Origin of the sequence: Cytobacillus sp. S13-E01, assembly GCF_029193815.1 — a bacterium.
GTDB lineage: Bacteria > Bacillota > Bacilli > Bacillales > Bacillaceae_L > Bacillus_BV.
Genome location: NZ_JARFVC010000027.1, coordinates 29608 through 52338 on the forward strand (window position 1 = coordinate 29608; position 22731 = coordinate 52338).

General features: G+C 35.2%; 18 protein-coding genes and 3 tRNA genes. 5 read left to right on the forward strand and 16 right to left on the reverse strand.

Annotated elements, in window-relative coordinates; all coding sequences use genetic code 11:
• Positions 1 to 251: 251 nt before the first annotated feature.
• Positions 252 to 1493 carry a dicarboxylate/amino acid:cation symporter gene (locus PY093_RS15355; RefSeq protein WP_275646734.1) on the reverse strand — a complete coding sequence of 414 codons (1242 nt, stop codon included), beginning with the start codon at positions 1491 to 1493 and terminating at the stop codon, positions 252 to 254.
• A 563-nt stretch (positions 1494 to 2056) separates the two neighbouring features.
• On the opposite strand from PY093_RS15355, the gene PY093_RS15360 reads away from it, so the two are divergent.
• A complete protein-coding gene (locus tag PY093_RS15360; protein WP_275646735.1) occupies positions 2057 to 2239 on the forward strand; it encodes a type II toxin-antitoxin system Phd/YefM family antitoxin in 183 nt (60 codons plus the stop codon).
• Positions 2240 to 2866: 627 nt separating this feature from the next.
• Here the strand turns inward: PY093_RS15360 and PY093_RS15365 are convergent.
• Complete coding sequence (locus PY093_RS15365; RefSeq protein ID WP_275646736.1) at positions 2867 to 4000, reverse strand: DNA cytosine methyltransferase; 1134 nt, start codon at positions 3998 to 4000, stop codon at positions 2867 to 2869.
• A 77-nt stretch (positions 4001 to 4077) separates the two neighbouring features.
• Between PY093_RS15365 and PY093_RS15370 the strand changes: the two genes are divergently transcribed.
• The gene (locus PY093_RS15370) at positions 4078 to 5214 is read left to right on the forward strand and encodes a hypothetical protein (RefSeq protein ID WP_275646737.1); all 1137 of its coding nucleotides are present in this window, start codon (positions 4078 to 4080) and stop codon (positions 5212 to 5214) included.
• A 75-nt stretch (positions 5215 to 5289) separates the two neighbouring features.
• On the opposite strand, the gene PY093_RS15375 is transcribed toward PY093_RS15370, so the two are convergent.
• Positions 5290 to 5601: a hypothetical protein gene (locus PY093_RS15375; protein WP_275646738.1), complete on the reverse strand. Its 312-nt coding sequence runs from the start codon at positions 5599 to 5601 to the stop codon at positions 5290 to 5292.
• 450 nt (positions 5602 to 6051) lie between these two features.
• Between PY093_RS15375 and PY093_RS15380 the strand changes: the two genes are divergently transcribed.
• From PY093_RS15380 to PY093_RS15390, 3 genes are all read left to right on the forward strand, one after another.
• Entirely contained in the window at positions 6052 to 7602 is a 1551-nt protein-coding gene (locus PY093_RS15380) for a helix-turn-helix domain-containing protein (protein WP_275646739.1), read from the forward strand.
• Positions 7603 to 7788: 186 nt separating this feature from the next.
• Complete coding sequence (locus PY093_RS15385; RefSeq protein ID WP_275646740.1) at positions 7789 to 8448, forward strand: flavin reductase family protein; 660 nt, start codon at positions 7789 to 7791, stop codon at positions 8446 to 8448.
• Between the two features lie 225 nt (positions 8449 to 8673).
• Positions 8674 to 9984, forward strand: a complete 1311-nt coding sequence (locus tag PY093_RS15390) for a YjiH family protein (RefSeq protein WP_275646753.1) — start codon at positions 8674 to 8676, stop codon at positions 9982 to 9984.
• A gap of 310 nt (positions 9985 to 10294) precedes the next feature.
• Here the strand turns inward: PY093_RS15390 and rlmH are convergent, their stop codons facing one another.
• The 13 genes from rlmH to PY093_RS15455 all read right to left on the reverse strand — a co-directional run.
• Positions 10295 to 10774, reverse strand: a complete 480-nt coding sequence (rlmH, locus tag PY093_RS15395) for a 23S rRNA (pseudouridine(1915)-N(3))-methyltransferase RlmH (RefSeq protein WP_275646741.1) — start codon at positions 10772 to 10774, stop codon at positions 10295 to 10297.
• A gap of 82 nt (positions 10775 to 10856) precedes the next feature.
• Entirely contained in the window at positions 10857 to 11012 is a 156-nt protein-coding gene (locus tag PY093_RS15400) for a CxxH/CxxC protein (RefSeq protein ID WP_275646742.1), read from the reverse strand.
• A 179-nt stretch (positions 11013 to 11191) separates the two neighbouring features.
• The gene (locus PY093_RS15405; protein WP_275646743.1) at positions 11192 to 12421 is read right to left on the reverse strand and encodes a S1C family serine protease; all 1230 of its coding nucleotides are present in this window, start codon (positions 12419 to 12421) and stop codon (positions 11192 to 11194) included.
• Positions 12422 to 12566: 145 nt separating this feature from the next.
• Positions 12567 to 13361 (reverse strand): MBL fold metallo-hydrolase, encoded by a 795-nt coding sequence (locus PY093_RS15410; protein ID WP_275646744.1) that lies wholly within the window; start codon positions 13359 to 13361, stop codon positions 12567 to 12569.
• A 6-nt stretch (positions 13362 to 13367) separates the two neighbouring features.
• Positions 13368 to 14144: a two-component system regulatory protein YycI gene (locus PY093_RS15415; protein WP_275646745.1), complete on the reverse strand. Its 777-nt coding sequence runs from the start codon at positions 14142 to 14144 to the stop codon at positions 13368 to 13370.
• On the reverse strand, positions 14125 to 15453 hold the full coding sequence (locus tag PY093_RS15420) for a YycH family regulatory protein (protein ID WP_275646746.1): 1329 nt from the start codon (positions 15451 to 15453) through the stop codon (positions 14125 to 14127). Before PY093_RS15420 ends, PY093_RS15415 begins: the two co-directional genes overlap by 20 nt.
• Entirely contained in the window at positions 15450 to 17276 is a 1827-nt protein-coding gene (gene walK / locus PY093_RS15425) for a cell wall metabolism sensor histidine kinase WalK (protein WP_275646747.1), read from the reverse strand. Before walK ends, PY093_RS15420 begins: the two co-directional genes overlap by 4 nt.
• Before the next feature lie 6 nt (positions 17277 to 17282).
• A complete protein-coding gene (gene yycF / locus PY093_RS15430; protein ID WP_275646748.1) occupies positions 17283 to 17993 on the reverse strand; it encodes a response regulator YycF in 711 nt (236 codons plus the stop codon).
• Between the two features lie 241 nt (positions 17994 to 18234).
• The gene (locus PY093_RS15435; protein ID WP_275646749.1) at positions 18235 to 19692 is read right to left on the reverse strand and encodes a M23 family metallopeptidase; all 1458 of its coding nucleotides are present in this window, start codon (positions 19690 to 19692) and stop codon (positions 18235 to 18237) included.
• Positions 19693 to 20361: 669 nt separating this feature from the next.
• A tRNA-Phe gene (locus tag PY093_RS15440) sits at positions 20362 to 20434 on the reverse strand.
• Between the two features lie 659 nt (positions 20435 to 21093).
• Positions 21094 to 21165 (reverse strand) — tRNA-Glu (locus PY093_RS15445).
• 12 nt (positions 21166 to 21177) lie between these two features.
• A tRNA-Lys gene (locus PY093_RS15450) sits at positions 21178 to 21253 on the reverse strand.
• A 636-nt stretch (positions 21254 to 21889) separates the two neighbouring features.
• Positions 21890 to 22731, reverse strand: an 842-nt coding sequence (locus PY093_RS15455; protein WP_275646750.1) for an IS30 family transposase, incomplete at its 5' end; no start/stop codon positions are given.

Sequence of the window (22731 nt, forward strand, 5' to 3'; positions counted from 1 at the left end):
TCTGTCTATTAATCACCTAACAACTTTATATAAATCACTACAAAATCCTCTTCACCCAGATTAAAAGGGGATGTTTAAATTGCTTAAATTAATCATATCAAAAAATTAACATAATCCCCAGGTAAATTACAATTATTGTTGTTTTTAGTAAATATAACAAATTAACGCCTAATCTAAACAAACAACAGCACCACTCCAAATCTAACGGAATGGTGCTGTTTTGTTTTTTTTTTTTTAATATTTAGTACATGTTATGCTTGTAATGTGGATTGTGGATTTTGCTCTCGTTTTTCTGTTTTATCGATGATAGCCGTACCAACTAGGTCGCCAGTCACATTAAGTGCTGTAGCACCCATTCCTACAATAGCATCAATCGCTGTCAATAATGCGACTGTTTCCATCGGTAAACCGAGTTGAGCAAATACAGTTGCAATCATAATAATACCAGCACCTGGAACCCCAGCTGTGCCAATTGAAGCCAACGTTCCTACCAATACGACGACAAGCATATCAGTAAAATTCAAAGGACTTCCTACAAGGTTTGCAGCAAATACGGCAGATACCGCGATACGAATGGCTGCCCCATCCATATTAATAGTTGCTCCAAGTGGGAGACTGAATCCATAAAGACTTTGAGAGATTCCTAGTTTTTTAGCAGCGTCTAACGTGATTGGTAATGTACCTGTACTACTCTGTGTAACAAAGGCCGTAATCATCGGCGATTGCGCATGAGCGAAAAATTGACCTGGACGAACTTTGTATAAAAGCATGAAGACGATGTATATACTAATTTGAACAAGTAATGCTACGTATAGTACAGCGATTACGTTTCCCAAAGATAATAAGGCGCCCATCCCTTGGTTACCAACGGTTTTTGCTATAATCGCAAAGATACCGATAGGAAGATATTGTAGGAACCCCTTCATTATAGTAAGTGTTGCTTCATTTAGTCCTTCAATAACTTTATATAAATGTTCACCCATTTTAGCATGTTCTTTGGATACTCTTAAATAGGATATGGCAATCCCAAAAACAATCGCCGTGAAGATGATTCCTAAGAGGTTGAGTTCGCTAAAAGCAGTTACAATATTAGCAGGTATAATATTTAAAAGAACTTCGATAATACCAGGATTTTCAGGAACCTTAAATGCTTCGTTACTGTTAAACTCTATCCCACTTCCTAGGTTAAATAAACTAGCAACAGCTAAACCGACCGCAATGGCAAGTGCAGACGTTAACACATAATATAGAAACACCTTTCCCCCTACACGCCCTAAATCACCAATCTTTGTTTGATTAACACCCACGATAATGGTAAATAAGACAAGCGGGATGATTAGAAATTTAAGCAAACGAATCAAAAGATCGCCTAAAGGCGTCAAAATAGTTGCTTGTTCCCCAAATATGATTCCAGTAATAATACCTAACACTAAAGCAACTGTAATTTTTAAAATAAACGAGGCATTAATGTAACTTCTCCAAATCGCCTTCATAAAACAACCTCCAAATGATAATTTTACTATTCTTTTAGTTTAAAACAGGCTTTTAAGACACAATGACCTTTATTCCTATAAATTTAGTTGGTCATTATATCATAATGTATGTAAATTTCTTTGTCAAAATGTAAGCTTGTGTACCTGACCCTGCGTAATAAATCCAAATTACATAAAGAAAAGTGCAAGGCGCCCGCCTATCGGCGACAAGCATAAGACGAGCCCTGACTGAAGGCGTTCTTTGCCTTCGGGAAGGGCTTGGCTTATAACCTCAGGTCCGATGGTGCCCAGAGCTAGACACTAAAACTAGGTTCAAATTTTTATACTTTCTTATCTATTAAAAAATACAACAAGTTTCTACCTGCTGCAAACGCCAAAAGGAAAAGAAAGAGTCAGCATAAACGAGTACATGATAACAATGACTTTCTTTAAGTATTTCAGTCAAAAATGCATTGGGTATTTGAAGTTCAGATGGTAGCTCATGGAAAATAGACGTCTAAATACGTGATGGTTATGCTGTTATATATCTAGCTAGACAATCCAGACGAATGGAGGGGATTATGATGAGTACGCAATGGCAAATTCAAGAAGCAAAAAATCGGCTGAGTCATTTGGTTAAAAAAGCAGCGGATGATGTATCACAACTTATTAGTGTACGGGGCAAGCCTGCTGCTGTTGTCTTGTCAGTAGAGGAATATCAGAGGGTGACCAAACCCAAGACCCGTCTGACGGATTTCTTTAAGTAATCTCCTTTACAAGATATTGAACTTGATTTATAAAGCAGTGCAGACCACGCTCGAGAGTTAGAATTATGAGATATCTTTTAGACACAATCGGAGCTCGTCAAAACGGTTCCTCATCTGGGCGTCTTTCGCTGGATTAATGAGCGTGATGAAACTTCTTTGTTTTTGAGTGTGATTACATTTGGCGAACTGCAGAAAGGCATTAGTAAATTAAACGATAAAGCTCGGGCTGAATGCCGTAAAGGCATTTTTTATCCATCCGCCGGCTGGGAACTACCACGGACACAAACGTGGTCAAGGGTGGTGGACTCAGGATAAACCACTAGATATCTAAGGTAAGGCAATTAAAACCCAAAATATAGAGGGGAGGTTTATCTTAAAAAATTGGATTTTGTGTCTTGACAAAGGGATACATTACAGTGAGCGGATGTTCCTTTTTTGATACAGTATGCTTGATTCCTTTACTAATTTTAGCGAAACAATATTTACTCTCTTTGCGGACTTAGTCAATGATTATTCCTCCTAAAAATTAAAAGGCAATGCACAGCTTTACATTGCTGTACATTGCCTTTTATATTATCAGGATAATAATATATATTTATATGGTCATTTATTACGCTAAATATTTACTTAATTAATTGCAATCTCTAATTCTAGTTCTACCTGATAGTCCTGCTTACTCATTGATAAAGTATAAAATGCGGCTCTTGCGATATGCCACCCCAATACAGGTGGAACAGCATTACCAATCATTTTGTAAGCACTAGAAGCCGATACAATGAAATTAAAATCGTCTGGGAAAGATTGAAGTCTTGCACACTCTCTGACAGAAAGTCTTCGCCAACCTTCCATATTTGCTTCATCTTCTGGTGTTTGAGTTCTATAATGCGCTTCTATATTACCGTGATGTTCAGCACGAATAGTGCATGAAGGTCTATCCATAGATATGCGATTGTTACCTTGCATTTTTTTCCCCGGATAAAACTTAGCCCTCGAATAGTCCCTACTTGTGTGATTTAATATAGCAGGGTCATCTATTTTGTCCCACAGGTCATCAATAGCGTTCTTTGAAGTTTTCCAAGGTTTCCGTCCAAGCTCTCCTAGTTCATCATGAGTAGCTAATGGATAATAAATTGCTTTAAAAATTTCCTTTTTTACACCGAAAATAATAACCCTTTTTCTTATTTGTGGAACACCATAGTCAGCAGCATTTAGTACCTTATATTGAACTACATAACCACTATTTTCGAAATCTCTTAAAATTTTATCTAGGGCTGATAAATTTATACTTTTATTGGTCTTATTTGTTCTAATTCCATCCACATTTTCTGCAATAAACATTTTTGCATCACAGTGTTTGATTACTCTTATCATGTGTTCATAAAGTCTACCTCGTTCAGTCATCAAGCCTTTCCTTTTACCAGCTAGACTAAAATCTTGACAAGGAAATCCTCCAATTACTATATCAGCTTTGGGAATGCTGTTTAAGTCCATTTCCGATATACTTTCTTCAACACCCTTATGTTTAAAGTTATGTTCATAAACCTTCATAGCTGCTGAAAAAATATCATTAGCAAAAATTATATTAAAAGGATTCTCTTCATATGTTTGACCTAAAAATTCAAAATCTCCTCGAAAGCCGAGGTCCATCCCTCCGCAACCGCTAAAGAGAGATACAACATTTATTTTACGCTCATTTTTTAATTTCAACTTATGAACGTCCACTTCAAGTGGTTTATCTTTGTAATATGTTTCAATACTCATATAGTCACCTCCGATGTTTGTATTGTATAATTGTAAAATCATTCCTATATCCACAAACTATTCAAGGGGGCTTTTTAATGATAGAAGAAGCACTAAAAGTATTATCAGAAAAAATACACCTAGATAAAGAATTGTTTCGTACTGTTCAAACTGGCGACGATTTTGAGAAAATTGTCTTAAATAAATTTCAAGAATTAATAACATCTAAACCAGAATTAAATATCAAAAATGTTGAACATAATGGCTCTCATTCTTTTCCCGATTTAAAAGTCACCTTTACCAATGATAGCATATACGGGGTTGAAATTAAATTCTCTGCTTCTGGAAATTGGAAATCAAAAGGAAATAGCGTTTTTGAAAGCCTTTCTAATAAAGAACAAGATGACAATGCTTATAAGGAAATTTACGTTTTTTTTGGAAGGAAGCCGAAACTAAAAGAAGACTTATGTTCTTTGGAAGTTAAGTTTGCTCCCTATGGCTCAAGTGTTGATAAAATTGAAGTTACACACTCTCCTAGATTTGCAATTAACATGGCTAAGTCTAAGAGCAATCTTTCTAATTTATTTGGTTCCGATGGTACTTACGCAGAGTTCCGAATAAAAAGTAACCAAGAGAAAAATGACCTGTTGCGAGAATATTTCAGTAAAAATATAGAAGAAGGTTCATCAGATAAATGGTATTTACCGAAAATATCAAATGAGGATATAATAAATGTTGAGCCTATTTTATTTTCAACTTTAAGTATTCCCCAACAACGAAGGATTTTGGCTGAATCGTTTATACTTTATCCAAAAGATTTATTCGGAAAACAAGCAAACTACGCCAGGGTAGCATCACATATGATATCAGAACATTTTGTATACGGTACTTCATTAAGAGATTGCTTCTCTGCTGGTGGAAAAATCATTATTCTTGAAAAGGAAATTAAATATCCAAGAATTCTTATGACATTTTATACTCTCGCTTCCACAATCAAAGAATTGTTGTTAAATCCCCCATATGGTAATTTTGAAGAGGAATGCTTTTTTATTTGGGAAGAGTCATTTAACGATAATCCAACAATTATAATAGATAAAAATAGTGATTTAGCAACTACTTACCAAAAAATAATTTCTAATTTTAAGCCTTGTATGGCAATTCAAAGTGTAGAAACCGATAAAAAAACAGATATTAATATTGACCTCACAAAATTCTACTTTCATAAAGAAGAATAGTCATTGCAAACATCAAACATGAGAGGTTGTCTCAAAAGGCTAATAATTTTTTTGAGGCAATCCTTTCACTATTTTTTATAATTTTGTTTCAATACGTTGTAAGGCTTTTAGTATTTCAATAAGTAATTCCTCAAGGTTACTTTGCCTGTTTTCAGATACAATCATACCTAAAGGAACCTCACTTGTTTTCCGCCTTGGAGTTGCATTCAAACCTTCCTTGAAAGCTATATCCCAAGTAGTATGGTGGTTTTCTTTATATTCCCTAATTCCCTCAAAAATTTTAACATGTTCTTCTGAAAACTGTTGTCGATTTCCTATTAAGCCTAGTCTTCTTAAATGCTTTTTAAAAAAGCGTACATTCCCAATTTTATCGTTAACTCTCTCCATAAATTCTTCGTCAGTATACTTATAAATAGTTTCTCCCCCCAATGCAAATTCATTAAAAATTATGTTGATTTTTTTTGATGTTATTATAAGTTTAATACATAGTTAACTATTAGTCAACATGAATACAAACATTTGTTCTGATAATTTTGGATGATATAAAAAGAGCAGTCCTATAAGACCACTCTTCAAAAAAAACCTTATGGTACGGTTCACCGCACCTAACTAACATGCAATTTTTCATGTTCGAGGAAAGGTTTATTTCATTACTGTATCCATCTATTGACGTAAAAAGATATTCAGCATAATAATTTTCTTAAACCAAACGTAACTTTATGTTTTATGATAGGGATAGGAAATAAAAGTGGATGACAAGAGATGAGGATTTCAAAACTTTATAAATAGGGCGTTGATTTAATTTTTCTTCACTAAATAATTAGTAGGAGGCAAAGGATGAAAATACTTATAGCAGAAAGGGATGGACTTGAACGAAAGGGGATAAAGTGGTTATTATTATCAAACCAGGTTTTAATAACGCAGTTAAAAGAAACGGATAATGAAGAGGAGTGTTTTGACCTCCTTATCGATTGGAAGCCAGATGTTGTAATCATAGAACTTGAGATGTTTACCAATTCTCGAAAAAAATTAACGAATTTACTGCGGGAACTGGAGATAAAGACAATTGTTCATACGAATCATAAAACCTTTGAGGCAGCTGAGCAGTCGTTAAAGATGAAAGCAGAGGCTTTGTTTATAAAACCTTATGAAACAAGTGAGTGGTTACATACGGTTAAAAAAGTAGTTATAACCACACAAAAAAAGCCAAGCGGAGACAGAGAATCTTTTATCCATCACGGATGGGCGTATGACCTTTTATTTGGAAGGGTATTCAATAATCCACTTATTTTAGAGGAGGTTCAAACATGGGGGTATCAACAAATCCCTACACTTGTTGTCGCACTTAGCCCTGATAAGTCGAATAAAGAACAAGTTGACCTAACTAAGCTAGTCCATCTTATCAATACAGAGTTTCAACCCTACCACCCCTTTGTGCTAACCGTTCAAGATCATCTCGTCCTATTGTTTAGTGTAGAGTTTTTGCCTTCCAATCAAGAACCAATTCATTCATTGAAACGGATATTAGTGTACTTCTGCCAAATGATGGGGACTAAAAATGATTTATCCTTTTCAGCAAGCATTGGAAAATGGTACGACAATCCGAAGTTGGTGCATCAATCGTACTGGGAAGCAAAACGTGCCCTGTTACGCCGTTTTTACTTTGGAGGGAACCATGTATTTCCTCCAATTGAAAACTTGGTCTTAACCGAAATCGATCCGTTTCTTTCGCCTAATGAAAGCGATGAATTTATGACGCATTTACGAAACATCAATCGTGAGATGCTGAAGAAATGGCTTTATAATCACGCAAATAACTCTCCGATAACGGAAGAAAGTTTCCCCGATTCGGAAATCGTCCGCATTCGATTAACAAATATCTTGTCTCATATAAGACGCTTCATGCTGGAAAAAGTATATCTACTTAAAGAAGAACCTCTTTATAAGCAATTATTTGACGATATTTTATACGGCGAAGTGTTATTTGATATTGTTCACAACATGCTGTTATTTTGTTACCGATTATGCGACCAGGTTGAAAAAGAGGAATTTACTTATAATTCTATTCTTATAAAAAAAGCGATTCAATATATAAATGAACATTATTCCACCCCGATTACTCTTGAGGAAATTTCAGCTTATGTAAATCGAAATAACCAGTATTTTAGTTCTATGTTTAAAAAGCAGATGGGGTGTACATATACGGAATATTTACAAATGAAGCGAATTAAAGAAGCACAATCGCTGCTAAAAGGGTCAACAATGACGATTTCAGAAATAGCCGAACAGGTTGGTTTCACAGACCCGAGCTATTTTAGTAGAGTCTTTAAAAAGATAATGGGATATTCGCCTAGGCTTTGGAAAACTAATAATTATCCAGATATCTAAAATTTATCCATATAACGTGGATGAATTTTACTTTTTATCATCAAGTTATTTTTATGTTTTCATAAAATTCTAAATATTATCCATAGAATTATGCAACACAGAAAGGTAGGATTAATCTAACGAGTAAAGAAAACGTTTACAACTCGATTTGTGAAAAACATATTATACATTTAGGAGGAATATTAAATGAAGTATTCACCAAAGAAAGGTCAGCAACACGGCTTACCATATGATCCCTTCAAAAGTAGTACTATACCACGCCCTATCGGCTGGCTTTCCACCAGATCTAAAGATGGAGTAGATAACCTTGCACCATACAGCCAATATCAAAATCTTACCTGGGATCCACCAATGGTTATGTTTGCGGCAAATCAATCTGTATTAGGCGGACGAAAGGATACAGTTCGAAACGTGGAGGAAACAGGTTGGTTTGTTTGGAACATGGCTACTTGGGATTTACGCGAAGCAGTAAATATTTCCGCAAAGGCGTCTACAGCGGATGTTGATGAATTTGAGGCTGCGGGTGTAACGAAGAAAAGCTGCATTGAAGCTCCTGTCTCACGTGTTGCCGAATCACCTGTTCAATTTGAATGTGAGTATGTTCAGACCATTAGAATACCAACTGGTAACGAGGTTTCCACAGTTGATATTGTTATCGGACGAGTAGCTCATGTTCATATCGCAGATGACATCATTTTGCCTAGTGGGAAACTTGATATATTGAAAATTAAACCGATAGCCCGCCTTGGGTATTATGATTATACTGTTATCAACGAAATTTTTGAAATGAAGGCGCCATCTGCTACAAAAGAAGAGTTAGCTGGCCTTGAGGGAAGAAATGTATAATGACAGTTTGAGAGCCCTTTGATTTTGAATACAAAAGACTTTTGAGACTATGTACGGTAATTGAATCAAACATACCTCAATGTCTTTTATCTCATGAATCTGATTTAAAGATTTCTTTTTTATCGGAATAAATTTTTGGGTATTTAGAAATTTTCATTTTTTATAAAAAAGGGAGGAATTCATACTGTGCTAAATCCTCAAACAACAAAAGCAGAAGAAAAAACTATGCCTCAAGAACCAATAGTGAACAGTATTTCCAATGTCTTAAAATTCATTGGTTTTAGTTTAATTGGTATTTTTGTTTTTTTTGTCCCGATTACTGTTAATGGAACTTCATCTATTCCTCTTGATCACACAGTTACTTGGATAAATACAACCTTTCCATCTCTTACACCGATATACGCTTTACTTCTTATTTTAGGGGGAGTAATCTATCCATTTATAACGAAAACGTGGAATCAAAATATTTTTAATATCGTTTTCTCATTGTTAAAGATTGTGGGTTTGGCAGTTGGGTTAATCATATATTTAAAACTAGGCCCAGATTGGTTAATGAATGAATATGTTGGACCCTTTCTATTTGATTTACTAGTAGTGCCCGTAGGTATAATGGTTCCACTAGGTGGGGTCTTTTTATCCTTACTAATAGGTTATGGTCTTTTTGAGTTTATTGGTGTACTTTTTCAACGAGTCATGAAGCCAATATGGAAGACTCCAGGTCGTTCAGCAGTAAATGCTATGGCGTCATTTGTTGCAAGTTTTGCTGTCGGTATATTAATTACGAATCGAGAATTTAAAGAGGGTAAATACACAATAAAACAGGCTGTTATTATCGCAACTGGATTTTCAACTGTAACCGTTTCCTTTATGGTTATTGTTGCTAAAACGTTGGATCTCATGAGTATATGGAATTTGTATTTTGCAGTAACGGCGTTTGTAACGTTTCTTGTAACGGCTATTACAGTACGAATTTGGCCAATAAGCAAGATACCTGATGAATACTATAATGGAATGGAAGGCGAGCCAGAAAAGGTTATCAAGAACAACTATTTACAGAATGCTTGGAAAGAAGCAATGGAAGCTTCTAATAATGCACCAAACCTTGGAAAAAATATCTGGGTGAATTTACGTGATGGTATAATTATGACAATGAATATTTTACCCACTATTTTATCTATTGGCTTAATTGGTATTCTACTCGCCGAATATACACCTATTTTTGATTATATAGGTTATATTTTCTATCCATTTACAGCATTATTACAATTGCCAGATGCATTCCTAACAGCTAAAGCAGCTGCGATTGGAGTTACTGAAATGTTTCTTCCAGCATTATTAGTAGTTGAAGCAGCACTTGTTACGAAATTTGTTATTGCAGTCGTTTGTGTCTCATCAATTTTGTTCTTCTCAGCGAGTATTCCTTGTATTTTGGCCACAGAGATTAAAATTAGTATTCCTAAACTTATTGTTATTTGGATAGAACGTACAATTTTAAGTTTAATTATTGTAACACCACTAGCCTATCTATTATTATGAGCGTTCACTGTAATACCTAAAAGTCATCGTGACTCCTCGGGGTTGGTCGGAATTCGCTGAATAATAAAGAAAAAAGGCCAGTCTACTCAGTGACTGGCCTTTTATGGAATATATCCAAAGGTTGGAGCTGTTTTGGTTTGGTTCCTGCACCTAATTAAGCGACTTTTCCATTTAACATTGCAACACTTCGTCACTTTTTCATTCTTTGTTTTGTAAAATGAAGGACAAAACCCACTCCAGGAACCTTCAAAACTTCCTTCTCCACAGTATTTGATAGGAATCCCTTCAAATTATTCAAAAAAAGCTGCCTCTATTTATGGTACGGTTCTCCCCGATTAATCTTAAACGCCCTATATACCTGCTCAAGTAAAATTAATCGCATTAGCTGGTGTGGAAAAGTCATTTTCGAAAATGATAGAGTGTCATTTGAGCGCTTCATGATTTCTTTGCTTAGTCCAAGAGATCCACCGATTACAAAGGCTATTTTACTTTTGCCGTAGGTCGCTAATTTATCTAAGTCGCCTGCAAGCTGCTCCGATGATTTCATTTTTCCATCAATTGCGAGTGCAATGACATGCGTGTCGTCAGTGATTTTACTGAGGATTCTCTCCCCCTCTTTTTGCTTAATTTGCTCCATTTCGACCTCACTTAAGTTTTCTGGCGCTTTTTCATCTGGCATTTCAATGATATCTATCTTTGCGTATGGTGTTAATCGCTTTAAATATTCATTAATTCCCTGTGACAAATACTTTTCTTTTAATTTACCAATTGTAAAAATTGAGATATTCACATACTCCCCCACTTTATAAACAAGTTATACACAAAAGTTATACACATATCCACAGTCTACATCCACATCTTGTATGAGAATATTAGTTCCCTACAAAATATGTCGCCTTGTTTTGACAAAATTCACACTTTGTGGATAACTTCTCTTCTTCTGTTAACAACTTCATTTCTGGCGGTAGTTCATATTTATCAACGTACATGTCTAAGGCAAGCTCTATATGGTCTTCACAACATTTCATGATTTCTATCCTCCAATTTATTAACTGTGGAAAAGTTCTAATTCTCTGTTAACAATTTCATAATACCTATAACTTCCGACAAATTCAAACAAGTTTTTTATCCACAATACAAAAGATACTTTATACAGAAATATAAAAAGAACAGAGGATTATTGTTACTTTCCCCTGTTCTTCAATCCTTATAATGATTCTTTTGCTAATTTCATATTTACAGTTTGAATTTTTCCTTCACGGTAGAATTTCACTTCCATTGTATCACCAATTGACTTGTTATATAGATGTTGACGAAGCTCGAGAACATCGGATACTTTATTTCCATCTAACTCGACAATAACATCATATAGTTTTAAACCTGCTTGGGCAGCTGGTGAAACAGGTACAATTTCTATAATGGCAATACCTTCTGTTACATCAGTTGGAAGACGAAGTGTTTCTTGCTTATGATAATTTGAGACCTCACTAAGCGATTTTAAGCCTACTCCCATGTATGGCCGGCGAACTTCACCATACTTCTCTAAGTCGGCGATAATTGGTGAAACAATGTTTGTAGGTATGGAAAGACCAATGCCTTCTACTGCTTGTTGAGCAATTTTCATTGAGTTTATCCCAATTACTTGGCCTTCGATATTTACTAATGCTCCACCACTATTACCTGGATTTATTGCAGCATCTGTTTGTAAAACCTCAGCATTCCAGTCAGGTATTGAATCCCCATCTAAATCTACTGGTATCGAACGCTTTGTTCCTGAAATAATTCCTTGAGTGACAGAACCAGAAAAACGTAAACCTAACGGGTTACCAATGGCCAATACAGGCTCACCAGCACGAACTGTATCAGAATTCCCAAACTCTGCTATCATAGTTACATGTTCTCCATCAATCTCTAATACCGCTAAATCTGTTAAAGGATCGCTTCCGACCACTTTTGCTTCCACTCTAGTTCCATCACTTAAACTAACCTCAATTTGGTTGGCTCCATCAATGACATGGTGGTTGGTTACAACATAAGCCTTATCTCCAGCTTTCCTATAAACAACACCAGAGCCTGTACCAGCTTCCTGCGTACCACCCTCGGACCAAAAGCTAGCTTGTTGAATATTAACCACACCAACAACCGCTTCAGATACCTTATCAACAGCATTCGTAACTTCACTCACTACATTGACAGAGACATTCTTTTGAAAATCTTGATATGTTTGTTCTGTCGTTTGCTGCTGATTCTCTTCTACTTCGTCTGAAAAATCCATGTCATAAGGTAGTAAATCATACTTTGATAGTGCTGGCATTGAAATAATAATTAGAAAAGCACCTAAAATGGCACCAACTAGGGCTGATAGAAACCAACCACCACGATTACCCTTTTGCTTTCTTTGTCGTAGGTGTTCATAATCTTGATCGTAATACCCCATTCTAGTCACCAATCCTTTCGTGAATGAACGACTGTATTTAAATTTGCACAGGGCGTACCATCTAAACAGATGCCCTGCATTTTATTTATACCAAGAATTACCTGTCACTTCTTAAATTTACCTTAAAACCCTATATTTTTTCAACCTATACATATGCTAATTTTGTTGGAATTTTAGGATCTGTATCATATATATCAAAGTTTTCACCCGTGACAAAACCTTTATTCTCTAGCGTTTGGGTAACCGACATCCTAGCTAAATCCTTCATATTATTATCTTTGCTTAAATGTGCTAAATAAATTCGTTTTGTTCTTTCTCCTATCATATCTGTTAATGCAAGTGCAGAATCTTCATTGGAAACATGCCCAACATCACTTAAAATTCTCCGTTTAATATTCCATGGATAGTGACACATCCGAAGCATTTCAACATCATGATTGCTTTCTATAATAAAAATATCAGCATTACTCGTAACACCTTTCATGCGGTCACTTATATAGCCCGAATCTGTTAATAGCACGATCTTTTTACCTTCATGATGAAATGCATAAAACATCGGTTCAGCAGCATCATGGGACACGCCAAAAGACTCAACCTCTAAATTACCGAAGGTTTGTACAGTATCCATTTTAAAAATAAACTTTTGGTCTAGCGGTATCTCCCCTATATAACTCGCCATTGCTGACCATGTTTTTTCATTTGCATAGATTGGTAATTTATATTTTCTTGCAAGTACTCCTAGACCTTTAATATGGTCACTGTGTTCGTGAGTTACTAGAATACCAGATAGATTTTTAATCTCACACTTAACTTCATTAAAAAGCAATTCCATTTGTTTTCCGCTCAAACCAGCATCAACTAATAAAGAATGCTTATCCGTTCCTACATAGAAAGCATTTCCAGTGCTCCCACTTGCTAACACACTAAAATGCAAACTCATAATTATTCACTCCTGTATTTCTATTATTTGACCCTCAATTGCATTTACATAATAATCCGTTTTATCATCAACAACAATATGCCAGGTAGGTGTTAAAAATTGAGATTGTGATAAATTCACGAGTGGATAATAACCTAGTTCAATTTTAGTAACTTTACTTCCATACTTTAAATAGTCCGTCCTATATAAATATTCTAGGGATTGAATGGCGGAAAGTATCTCCTCATTATCATATTCTTCAATCTCCATTAAGAGGGTTTGCATATAGGAAACTATCTCGTTATTATCGTTTAGATAAATGGCTAATAGGCCCCTTGGGTTGTTATAAAACACATCATTGTTATATTGTTGAAACAATATGATCGTTTTTGTATCTTCATTATAATCCCAAAACACATATGATTCTCCAGAAATTATTTGATCTTTTAAAAATTGATTAAGCTTTGAGGAAAAGTTCGTATCGGTAAACTTAATTGGCTCGGTAAAAGTAGCTCTAAGAATCGTAGGATCTTCAAGGATTATCTCCTGGTTCTTCAAACGATTTATATCTTCACTTAAAAATATCTTTGACTTCCCACTAATATATGTTCCCTCAACCGGTTGCTTTGGGAGCTCAACATAGGTGATTTCTTCTGTCTCAAGCTGTTCCTCTATTGATGCTTCCCTGATTAAATCTAACTGACTTAAACTCCTTTTTTCAATAAATTGATAGATTAATACTAAATCTAGGATAAGAAAGGTAACGATAAATATGGTCTTTGTCTTACTCCAATCCACTTTCATTACCTCCTAGATCATTTTGCTGCGGAAACTCTACCTTTTTCCAACTTCCATCATACAGATAGCTCCATATAGGCTCTAGGATCACAACTTTTGATCTTGTTGGATCTTCCTTAAGCTCATAGCCTATCGAAACGTCACCTATCAAATCTAGGTTTAGATTGGGATTATCTTTTAACGTATTATATACTTCATAGCCTGATGGCAATTTTATTTCAACTATATCAACTGGTAATTCTAATTTTAAAAGTGGTCGTTGATATCTAGTTACTTCATTCTTTCCCCATACTTGTTCAATTTCAGTAAGACCATTTACATTGAAGATTGGTATATTTTTAAAATATAATCTAAAGACTGTTTTTTGTTCATACTTATTCCAGCTAAAAAAGCGATATTTATCTGTCCAGCCACTATGATCGTTAATAAAATCTATGCTATCTTGGATAAGGTCTACATTTGCCGGACTAATTTCTTCTCTTCCGATTGGATTTACATAACGGATTAGTTTTTTACTTGGATCAACCCTTAATAGCCTGGATCCATCTGTATAAACATCACCGTAAGTAAACTCATCCTTTTTCACAAAATTAGGGTTTGTAAAAAGCGCATTTTTAAACATTTCTGGCTCAATAGTATCCGTGTAATATTGTACACGACTTATTGTAGTTGGCTGCTCTGGCAAATATATACTCTTTGTATCTGTAATAATAAAAGCTTTATATTTGGGATACTGTGAAGACAAATGATAGTAGTTTCGCTCAAACGAACGGACATATTCACCTTTTACTCTTCCTTCATAAATTACTTGATTGTTTTTAGAAATAAAGTGAATAACTCCTTCATTATCTTGATTTTCATTAATGTTAAATATGATACGATTAAAAGAAACCTCAGGTAAGTTACGATCATCAATTTGTATAATAGAATCAAATAAGTTTAACGGTATATCATCTGGAAATTCAACTTCAACACTTCCACTATAAGCTAATTGCCTTATATAATCTTCCTTTGAAATGGTGAGTGATTTATTACGCAGATCATAAAACTCCCATTTTTTTATTTCTTTCATTATCTTATTGATTTCAAGTTCATCTACGGTCCCATAATTGACATTGCTCTTATGAAATAAAATTTTCGACGGTTTTATTAAGCTTGTATTCTCTTTTTTATTACTTATTGGTACATCAATAAAGTAATCTGAGTTCTCAATTTCATCATATTTTGGTGAGTATGTCCAAAGAGTCCATGTTAAAACAATACTAATGATAACTAAAATAGATAGTACTATTGATTTACCCGCTTCATATTTCATGACCACTCATCCTCTTGTTCATTCTCGAGGGGAAGTGTAAAGTATATCTTTGTTCCAACACCATCTTCACTTTCCGCCCAAATTTCCCCGCCATGTGCCTCTATCATTTCCTTAGCAATTGCTAGCCCTAAACCTGTACCACCGAGTTGTCTCGTTCTTGCTTTATCAACACGATAAAAGCGTTCAAAGATATAAGATAAGTTTTCCTTTGGAATTCCTACACCTTCATCAGTTACAATTACCTGAATTTTATCTTCTAGTTCCTTAAGATAGAATTTGATCTTTCCACCTTCAGGAGAATATTTCATTGCATTAGATATTATATTATCAAGTACTTGCGTAATCTTATCTTGATCGATATCTATAAATATTTCTTTTTTTGGTAAGAGCCTTGTAAATGTCACGGATTGTTCTTTTGTCATTTCAAAGCGATCAATTATCTTATGATAATACTCTGTAAAGTTAACCCAGACTTTTGTAAGCCGATAGTCTTTGCTATCTAATTTTGATAACTGAAGTAAATCATTTACAAGTCGTATCATTCGTTCTGTTTCTGTTTGCGTCACATTTAGAAATTGAGGTGCGATCTCTTTATCTTTCCAAGCACCTTCTGCAAGAGCCTCTAAATAACTACGCATTGTAGTTAGTGGGGTCCTTAATTCATGTGATACGTTTGCCACAAATTCTCGACGTTCCATATCGATTTTTTCTTGTTCAGTAATATCATATAATACCGCAATTAGACCATTTATAAACCCTGTTTCTTTTTGTATAATTGAAAAGTTCACTTTTAAAATAAATGGTTTATTTTTCGTACTAAAATCTAAAGTAACAGAGTCCCTTTCACTAACAAGTTGATCAAAAGAAAACTGTAGATCTAAACCAAGTATAGACAGAATTGATTGGCCGATGACTGTTTCACGTGAAACATTTAACATTTTTAATGCTGGCTTATTGATAAGGATCACTCGTCCTTTTCTGTCTGTCGCAATAACACCATCTGTCATATGTGTTAGTACAGAGGATAGCTTTCTTCTCTCTCCCTCTGTTGTTGCCTGTGCTTCCTGTAGCTTCTTGGTTAGAGTGTTGAATGTCAATGCTAACTGACCAATTTCATCATATCCATATACTTTTACTTTACGTGAAAAATTCCCTTTAGCCATCTCTAAAGCATGCTTTCGCATTGCTGAAATAGGACGAGTTATCGTTTGAGCGAGAAAAATACCAAGTATAGCTGTTACAGTTAAAGCAATTCCTGTTCCTGTAATTAAGATATTATTAATCTTTTTTATATCCTCGTAGATATTTTCCATAGATGCAACCAAAAAGATAGCACCTTTTATTTCATTGTTTGATAAGATTGGTGTTGTAGAAACGTGTACGCGGTGTTTTGACTTCGGTTCAATAAATACTTTTTCCCAATACGTTCCAACGAGCAAAGCTCGTTTAACACGTATTTCGCTCGTTCGTTTCCCGACAATTTTTTGATTAGAAGGATCAGAGGTACCTATTACTCTACTTTTATTATCAATTACTCGGACTTCAGATGACAAATCATCTGAAACAAAGTCCTCTAATATCAACTTAATATCATATTCTAAGGTTGGAGTTTTCTCATCTCGTTCCTTTTCCATTTCTTGTTGAATGTTATAAGCAAGTAAATCAACTCGTTCATTTAAAGAGTCCTTAAAATTCTTAACAAGCTGTTTTTCAAGTTGTCCTACGAAATAGACACCGATAATTTGCATAGCTAAAATAATCAAAAGAACATAGATAAGAACAAACTTTAGATGAATCGAACGAAAAAAGCCTACTTTTCTCATAAAGCATTACTCCTGATCTGGATTTCGGAGATAATATCCGACACCCCTTCTAGTTACAATCCATGTTGGATGACTCGGACTATCTTCAATTTTTTCACGAAGACGGCGAACTGTTACATCCACTGTTCGTACATCCCCAAAATAATCATAACCCCAAACCGTCTGTAGGAGATGCTCACGTGTCATTACTTGCCCTAAATGCTTTCCAAGATAGTGCATTAATTCAAACTCGCGGTGGGTTAATTCAATGGTTTCTCCACGTTTAGATACAACATAAGCATCTGGATGAATAATTAAAGAACCAACTGTAATATCATTCGATCCACCTGTATCTGCATTTGCTTCTTCTTTGTTTGCATGCCTTCGTAAGTTTGCTTTAACCCTTGCTAAAAGCTCCCTGGTACTAAATGGCTTTGTTACGTAATCATCTGCACCAAGTTCAAGGCCCAATACTTTATCGATCTCAGAATCCTTTGCAGTAAGCATAATAATCGGCATATCATACTTTTTCCGAACTTCACGACATACTTCCATCCCATCTTTATGTGGAAGCATAATATCCAACAATATCAAATCTGGCTTTACCTCTTCAACCTTTTCTACTGCGCTATTTCCATCGTAGGCGCAAACAACAGTATATCCTTCTTTTTGTAAATTAAATTGTAATATATCTGCAATTGGTTTCTCATCGTCTACAACTAGAATTACTTTACTCATCTTTTCGTTCCCCTTTAAATGAAGTTATAAATATGTTGGTATCGTAGGTAACTAGTTTCTACCTTTACTTTACCATGACTACTCTTGTAATTGTATTACCAATATTCGTTATCCCTGACTAATTATATTTATCATTGGTAACATGAAGCCAAATAGTCATTTTTACTTCCTTTGTCTCAATATTAATTGAACGACCTATATTAATAAAAATAACCTCCAGCAGTAAGCTAGAGGTTATTATTTAATTTAAGAAATCCAAAGGATTTTGTAGTTTTCCATTTTTATAGACTTCAAAATGAAGATGTACTCCAGTGGAGTTCCCAGTTGTACCCATAACTGCAATTTTTTGACCCTTTGATACAGTTTGTCCCGCTTTTACAGAAAGAGACGCTAAATGTGCATACAAAGTACGAAAACCATTATTATGATTAATAACTATTTTATAACCATAACCACCGTCCCATCCTGCTGAAACAACTGTTCCATTGTCTGGTGCTATAATTGTTCTATTATTTGGTCTTGCGATATCTATGCCTTTGTGCAATGAACCCCAACGATACCCGTAATTACTAGAAATATAACCACCCGCCGTTGGCCATGCAAGCTGACCAGTTCCACGCGAAGGAACAACCTTTGTACCTTGTAAAACTATTTGATTAATAGGTTCTTTTATTATCTTTTCTTCAATGACCTCACGTTTAGAAACCTGTCCGTTAACTTTTTGAACCGTATAATTTACTATTTTTTCGCCATCTTGACCCTCTTGTTTAATTTTCTTATCACCTTTAAACATTTCCGAGTTTTCTATTGTTTCATTTTGAAAAGGAATCATTTCTTTAGTTACTTGTTTTTCTTCGATAATAACATCCACAAATGATTTTAATGCAGTTACATTTAATTCTTGACCAATTTTAATTAAAGAATCTTCGGTAAGACCTGGATTTAGTGAGAGAAGTTCTTTGGTAGATAAGTTATGCGCAATTGCAATTCCTCCAAGGACATCTCCTTCTTTTACAGCATACTTCTTCTCTTCAAGAGTACCTTTTTGTAATAATCTTACTGCTTCATCAACCGTTAATATAGAAGCAGGCGAAATATTTTTAGCAACACTTGTAACATTTGCAGTTAATAACACGTCTACTATTAAAGATTCACCCTCTTTTAATTGAGGAGTTTCAGTGTTAGCTAGTTTTCTAGATTCCACTTCTTGTAAAGCTTCTGCTGAAATATATTTTAATTTTAACTGTTGAATAACATTCTCTACATCTTCTGGACTTGCTAAATATGTAACAGGTTCTCCATTTACTACTAAAGCAGCAGCTTCAGTTACGATATCTACCTTTGATGCGATACTTGCAGCTATTTTTTCATTGTCTGGATTAGGTCTAAATGTCTTTTCTGCTATATATGTAAGCCCATCTGCCGTTAATTCAAGCCCTTGATATTCTTTCTCTATTTGATCTATTTTTTTGTCTACAGCTTTATCAATTATGTCTTTACTATCAACAATACCAACTCGTTCACCTTTTATATATACATGATACACAGTGCTAATTGCACCATCATCATTAGCCCCCACCGAAATTGTCCCAAATGTTAGAGTTGCGAAGGCCGAAGCTGCTATTGCAAATTTTTTTAAAGCAATATGTGGATGTAATGTTTTTTTTCTATTATTCTTTTTTTCTTTCCTATTTAACACGGTATTTCCTCCTATACAAAGGCTTACTGCCGGACATTAGTGCTGTACGTTCATCTCACCTTGTGAGAAAAAGATATAATCGACAATATTCACATTATTCTACACTTAAATACTTTATCATATATTGTTAAAAATAGAATAGTAGTATGAGCTATATGTAACATAATTGTAGTATTACTGTCATATTCTAGCGATAATTGTGTATATTTAGGTCTAAATAGTGACTATATTCGTATGTTTTATTGTAAATTAATATCGAATATTGCGAATATGATACATATTACATACTTGATAACTAGTTATTTGGGCATGAAAGAACAAAAGCGCAGGGCGCCCGCCTTTCGGCGACAAGCATAAGACAAGCCGGCTGGAAGGTTGTTCTTTAACCTTCCGGACGGATTGTTCGAAATGCGTAAGCGCCTTGGTCAGAAACGAGAAAACTGAGACTCCGACGAAAGAAGCGTTCTTTGCTTCTGTAGGAGGAGTTGAAGTTTCCCCTCGTTTCTAGGCGCTGGAGCTAGACAGGCTTATGACCTCAGGTCCGATGGCGCCTGGAGCTAGACATAGATAGACAAAGACACGAAGTTATACACAACCTTACAACTTTATAATGTCCTAAACAATAAATAAAGCGTAATTGATGATAACATCAACCACGCTTTATGATAGTGGCTCAGGACGGAATCGAACCGCCGACACAAGGATTTTCAGTCCTTTGCTCTACCAACTGAGCTACTGAGCCGTATACTAATATTGATTCCATTATTTAGTTAATGGATAATTCGTTGTTGCTTCATTCTCATCTCAGGGAGCTTATGCAAGGAGCAGCTCGATGAGAATTCTGAAGATTATTCAGGGAAGCTTATTCGATCGTGCTCTACCAACTGAGCTACTGAGCCGTATACTAATATTGATTCCATTATTTAGTTAATGGATAATTCGTTGTTGCTTCATTCTCATCTCAGGGAGCTTATGCAAGGAGCAGCTCGATGAGAATTCTGAAGATTATTCAGGGAAACTTATTCTATCGTGCTCTACCAACTGAGCTACTGAGCCGTATAGAAGTTTGTTGGTCCATTACTTTGTAATATATGATACTCTGTTAGCTTCATTCTCATCTCAGGGAGCTTATGCAAGGAGCAGCTCGATGAGAATTCTGAAGATTATTCAGGGAAGCTTATTCGATCGTGCTCTACCAACTGAGCTACTGAGCCGTATAATATTGGCTATTAATATGTAAAACTATATAACTACTTGTTTAATCTACTAAAAATAATCTATATGAACTAGCCTTTTAGGCTAGATAAATAAGTGGTTGTCATGACTAGTATTGAACTGGCAATCCTCTGAGTGACTAACCGGGCGACGGGACCCTTATGTAAAACTATTAAATTAGTAAAGTGACCCATACGGGATTCGAACCCGTGTTACCGCCGTGAAAGGGCGGTGTCTTAACCGCTTGACCAATGGGCCATTTTAAAAAAATGGTGAGCCATGAAGGATTCGAACCTTCGACCCTCTGATTAAAAGTCAGATGCTCTACCAACTGAGCTAATGGCTCTAAAATATTATTTGTTTTATACTTTGTAATCAAGACTTGTTAAAAATTTATGTTAAGAGCAGCTAAAAGACGTCAGAATCTCAGGATGATTATGCAAGCAGCAGCTCGATTTTGACTCTGAAGAATTCCTTCGTGTTTTTAAGTTTACTAAGTTTAAAATAGAACTTGGATGTGTCCTCTTCTCAGTAAGCTTAATCAAGCAGCAGCTCGATGAGTACAACTCGTCGTTTATTCAAGAAGCTTTGCTCGTTGCTCTACCAACTGAGCTAATGACTCTAAATATTTAATCGTTTTTAACGACGCTTTTTATAATATCATAGATGATCATCAGAATGCAACAAGATTTATAGAAAAATTATAACATTTTATCATCTTAAATAAAAAGCTAAATTGCAATACTAAATGCATAATTTTTTATAAAAAACCTATAAGATAGCAATTTTTCTTAAAATGCAGTTATATCAAGGACTTATCCCGGTTTTGATCATTGGGGGTTTTATATCCCACTCCATTTTTTTCCTTTTGTTGGCATGGCTTTTTGTAGTCTTGGAGGAGAGTTTGTCAAGAGGAAGAGCGTAGCGGCTCTTGACAAACTCTCCTCCAAGACTTATTCTATCTGACCAACAAAAGGAAAAATTAAGCTACACTATGTAGTTCACGATCTATACATTGCCCAGGTGTTTGGTAGCCTAGTATTTTTCTAGGTCGATTATTAATAGCGTCTGTGTACATTTGTAAGTCGCTATAAGTAAGAGTCCTTAGTGACTCTCCTTTTGGTATGAACTCCCTTAAAAGTCCGTTGTGTCGCTCATTTGTGCCTTTTTCCCATGAAGCAAAAGCGTGCGTAAAGAACACTTGTACTGCTGGTTCTTTTTCTTCAATAAGAGAAAGTGTAGAAAACTCTGATCCATTATCAGTTGTAAGTGATTTGAAATCTTCTAATCCATGTTTCTTCATCAATTGTAAGGTTGCAGCTTGAACTGTTTCCGCATCTTTACCCCAAATCTTTTTCGTCAAGAGGAAGCGAGATTTCCTCTCAACCATTGTCAAAATAACTGGTTCTCCTTTTGTCTTTTTACCAATTACCAGGTCAACTTCCCAATGACCAGTTTCTTCTCGTGAAAGTACAGAGGCGTCTCTTTCTTCTATACTTCGACCGAGATGTTTTGTATTTTTACCTTTTGGCTCAGAAGGTTGTTTCTTTCGTGGCCGCATCCGCGTTTTCATTGGTAAATCAATATTACGGATAGATAGAACGCCTTGACCAATTAACGTATAAACCGTCTTCGTACAAGGTACATGTTCATCTGGATGGTCCTTTCGATACGTGTGGACAAAGGTATCAATACTATGTTCACGTGGCTGTTTCTTAGTAGAAATGATGGCCTTTGGTAATTCCTTAAAGAAACCCTCCGAGTATTTATGGAAGTCTTTTGCATGACATGATTGCCTGTTTTCATGATAAACACGTGCTCCGG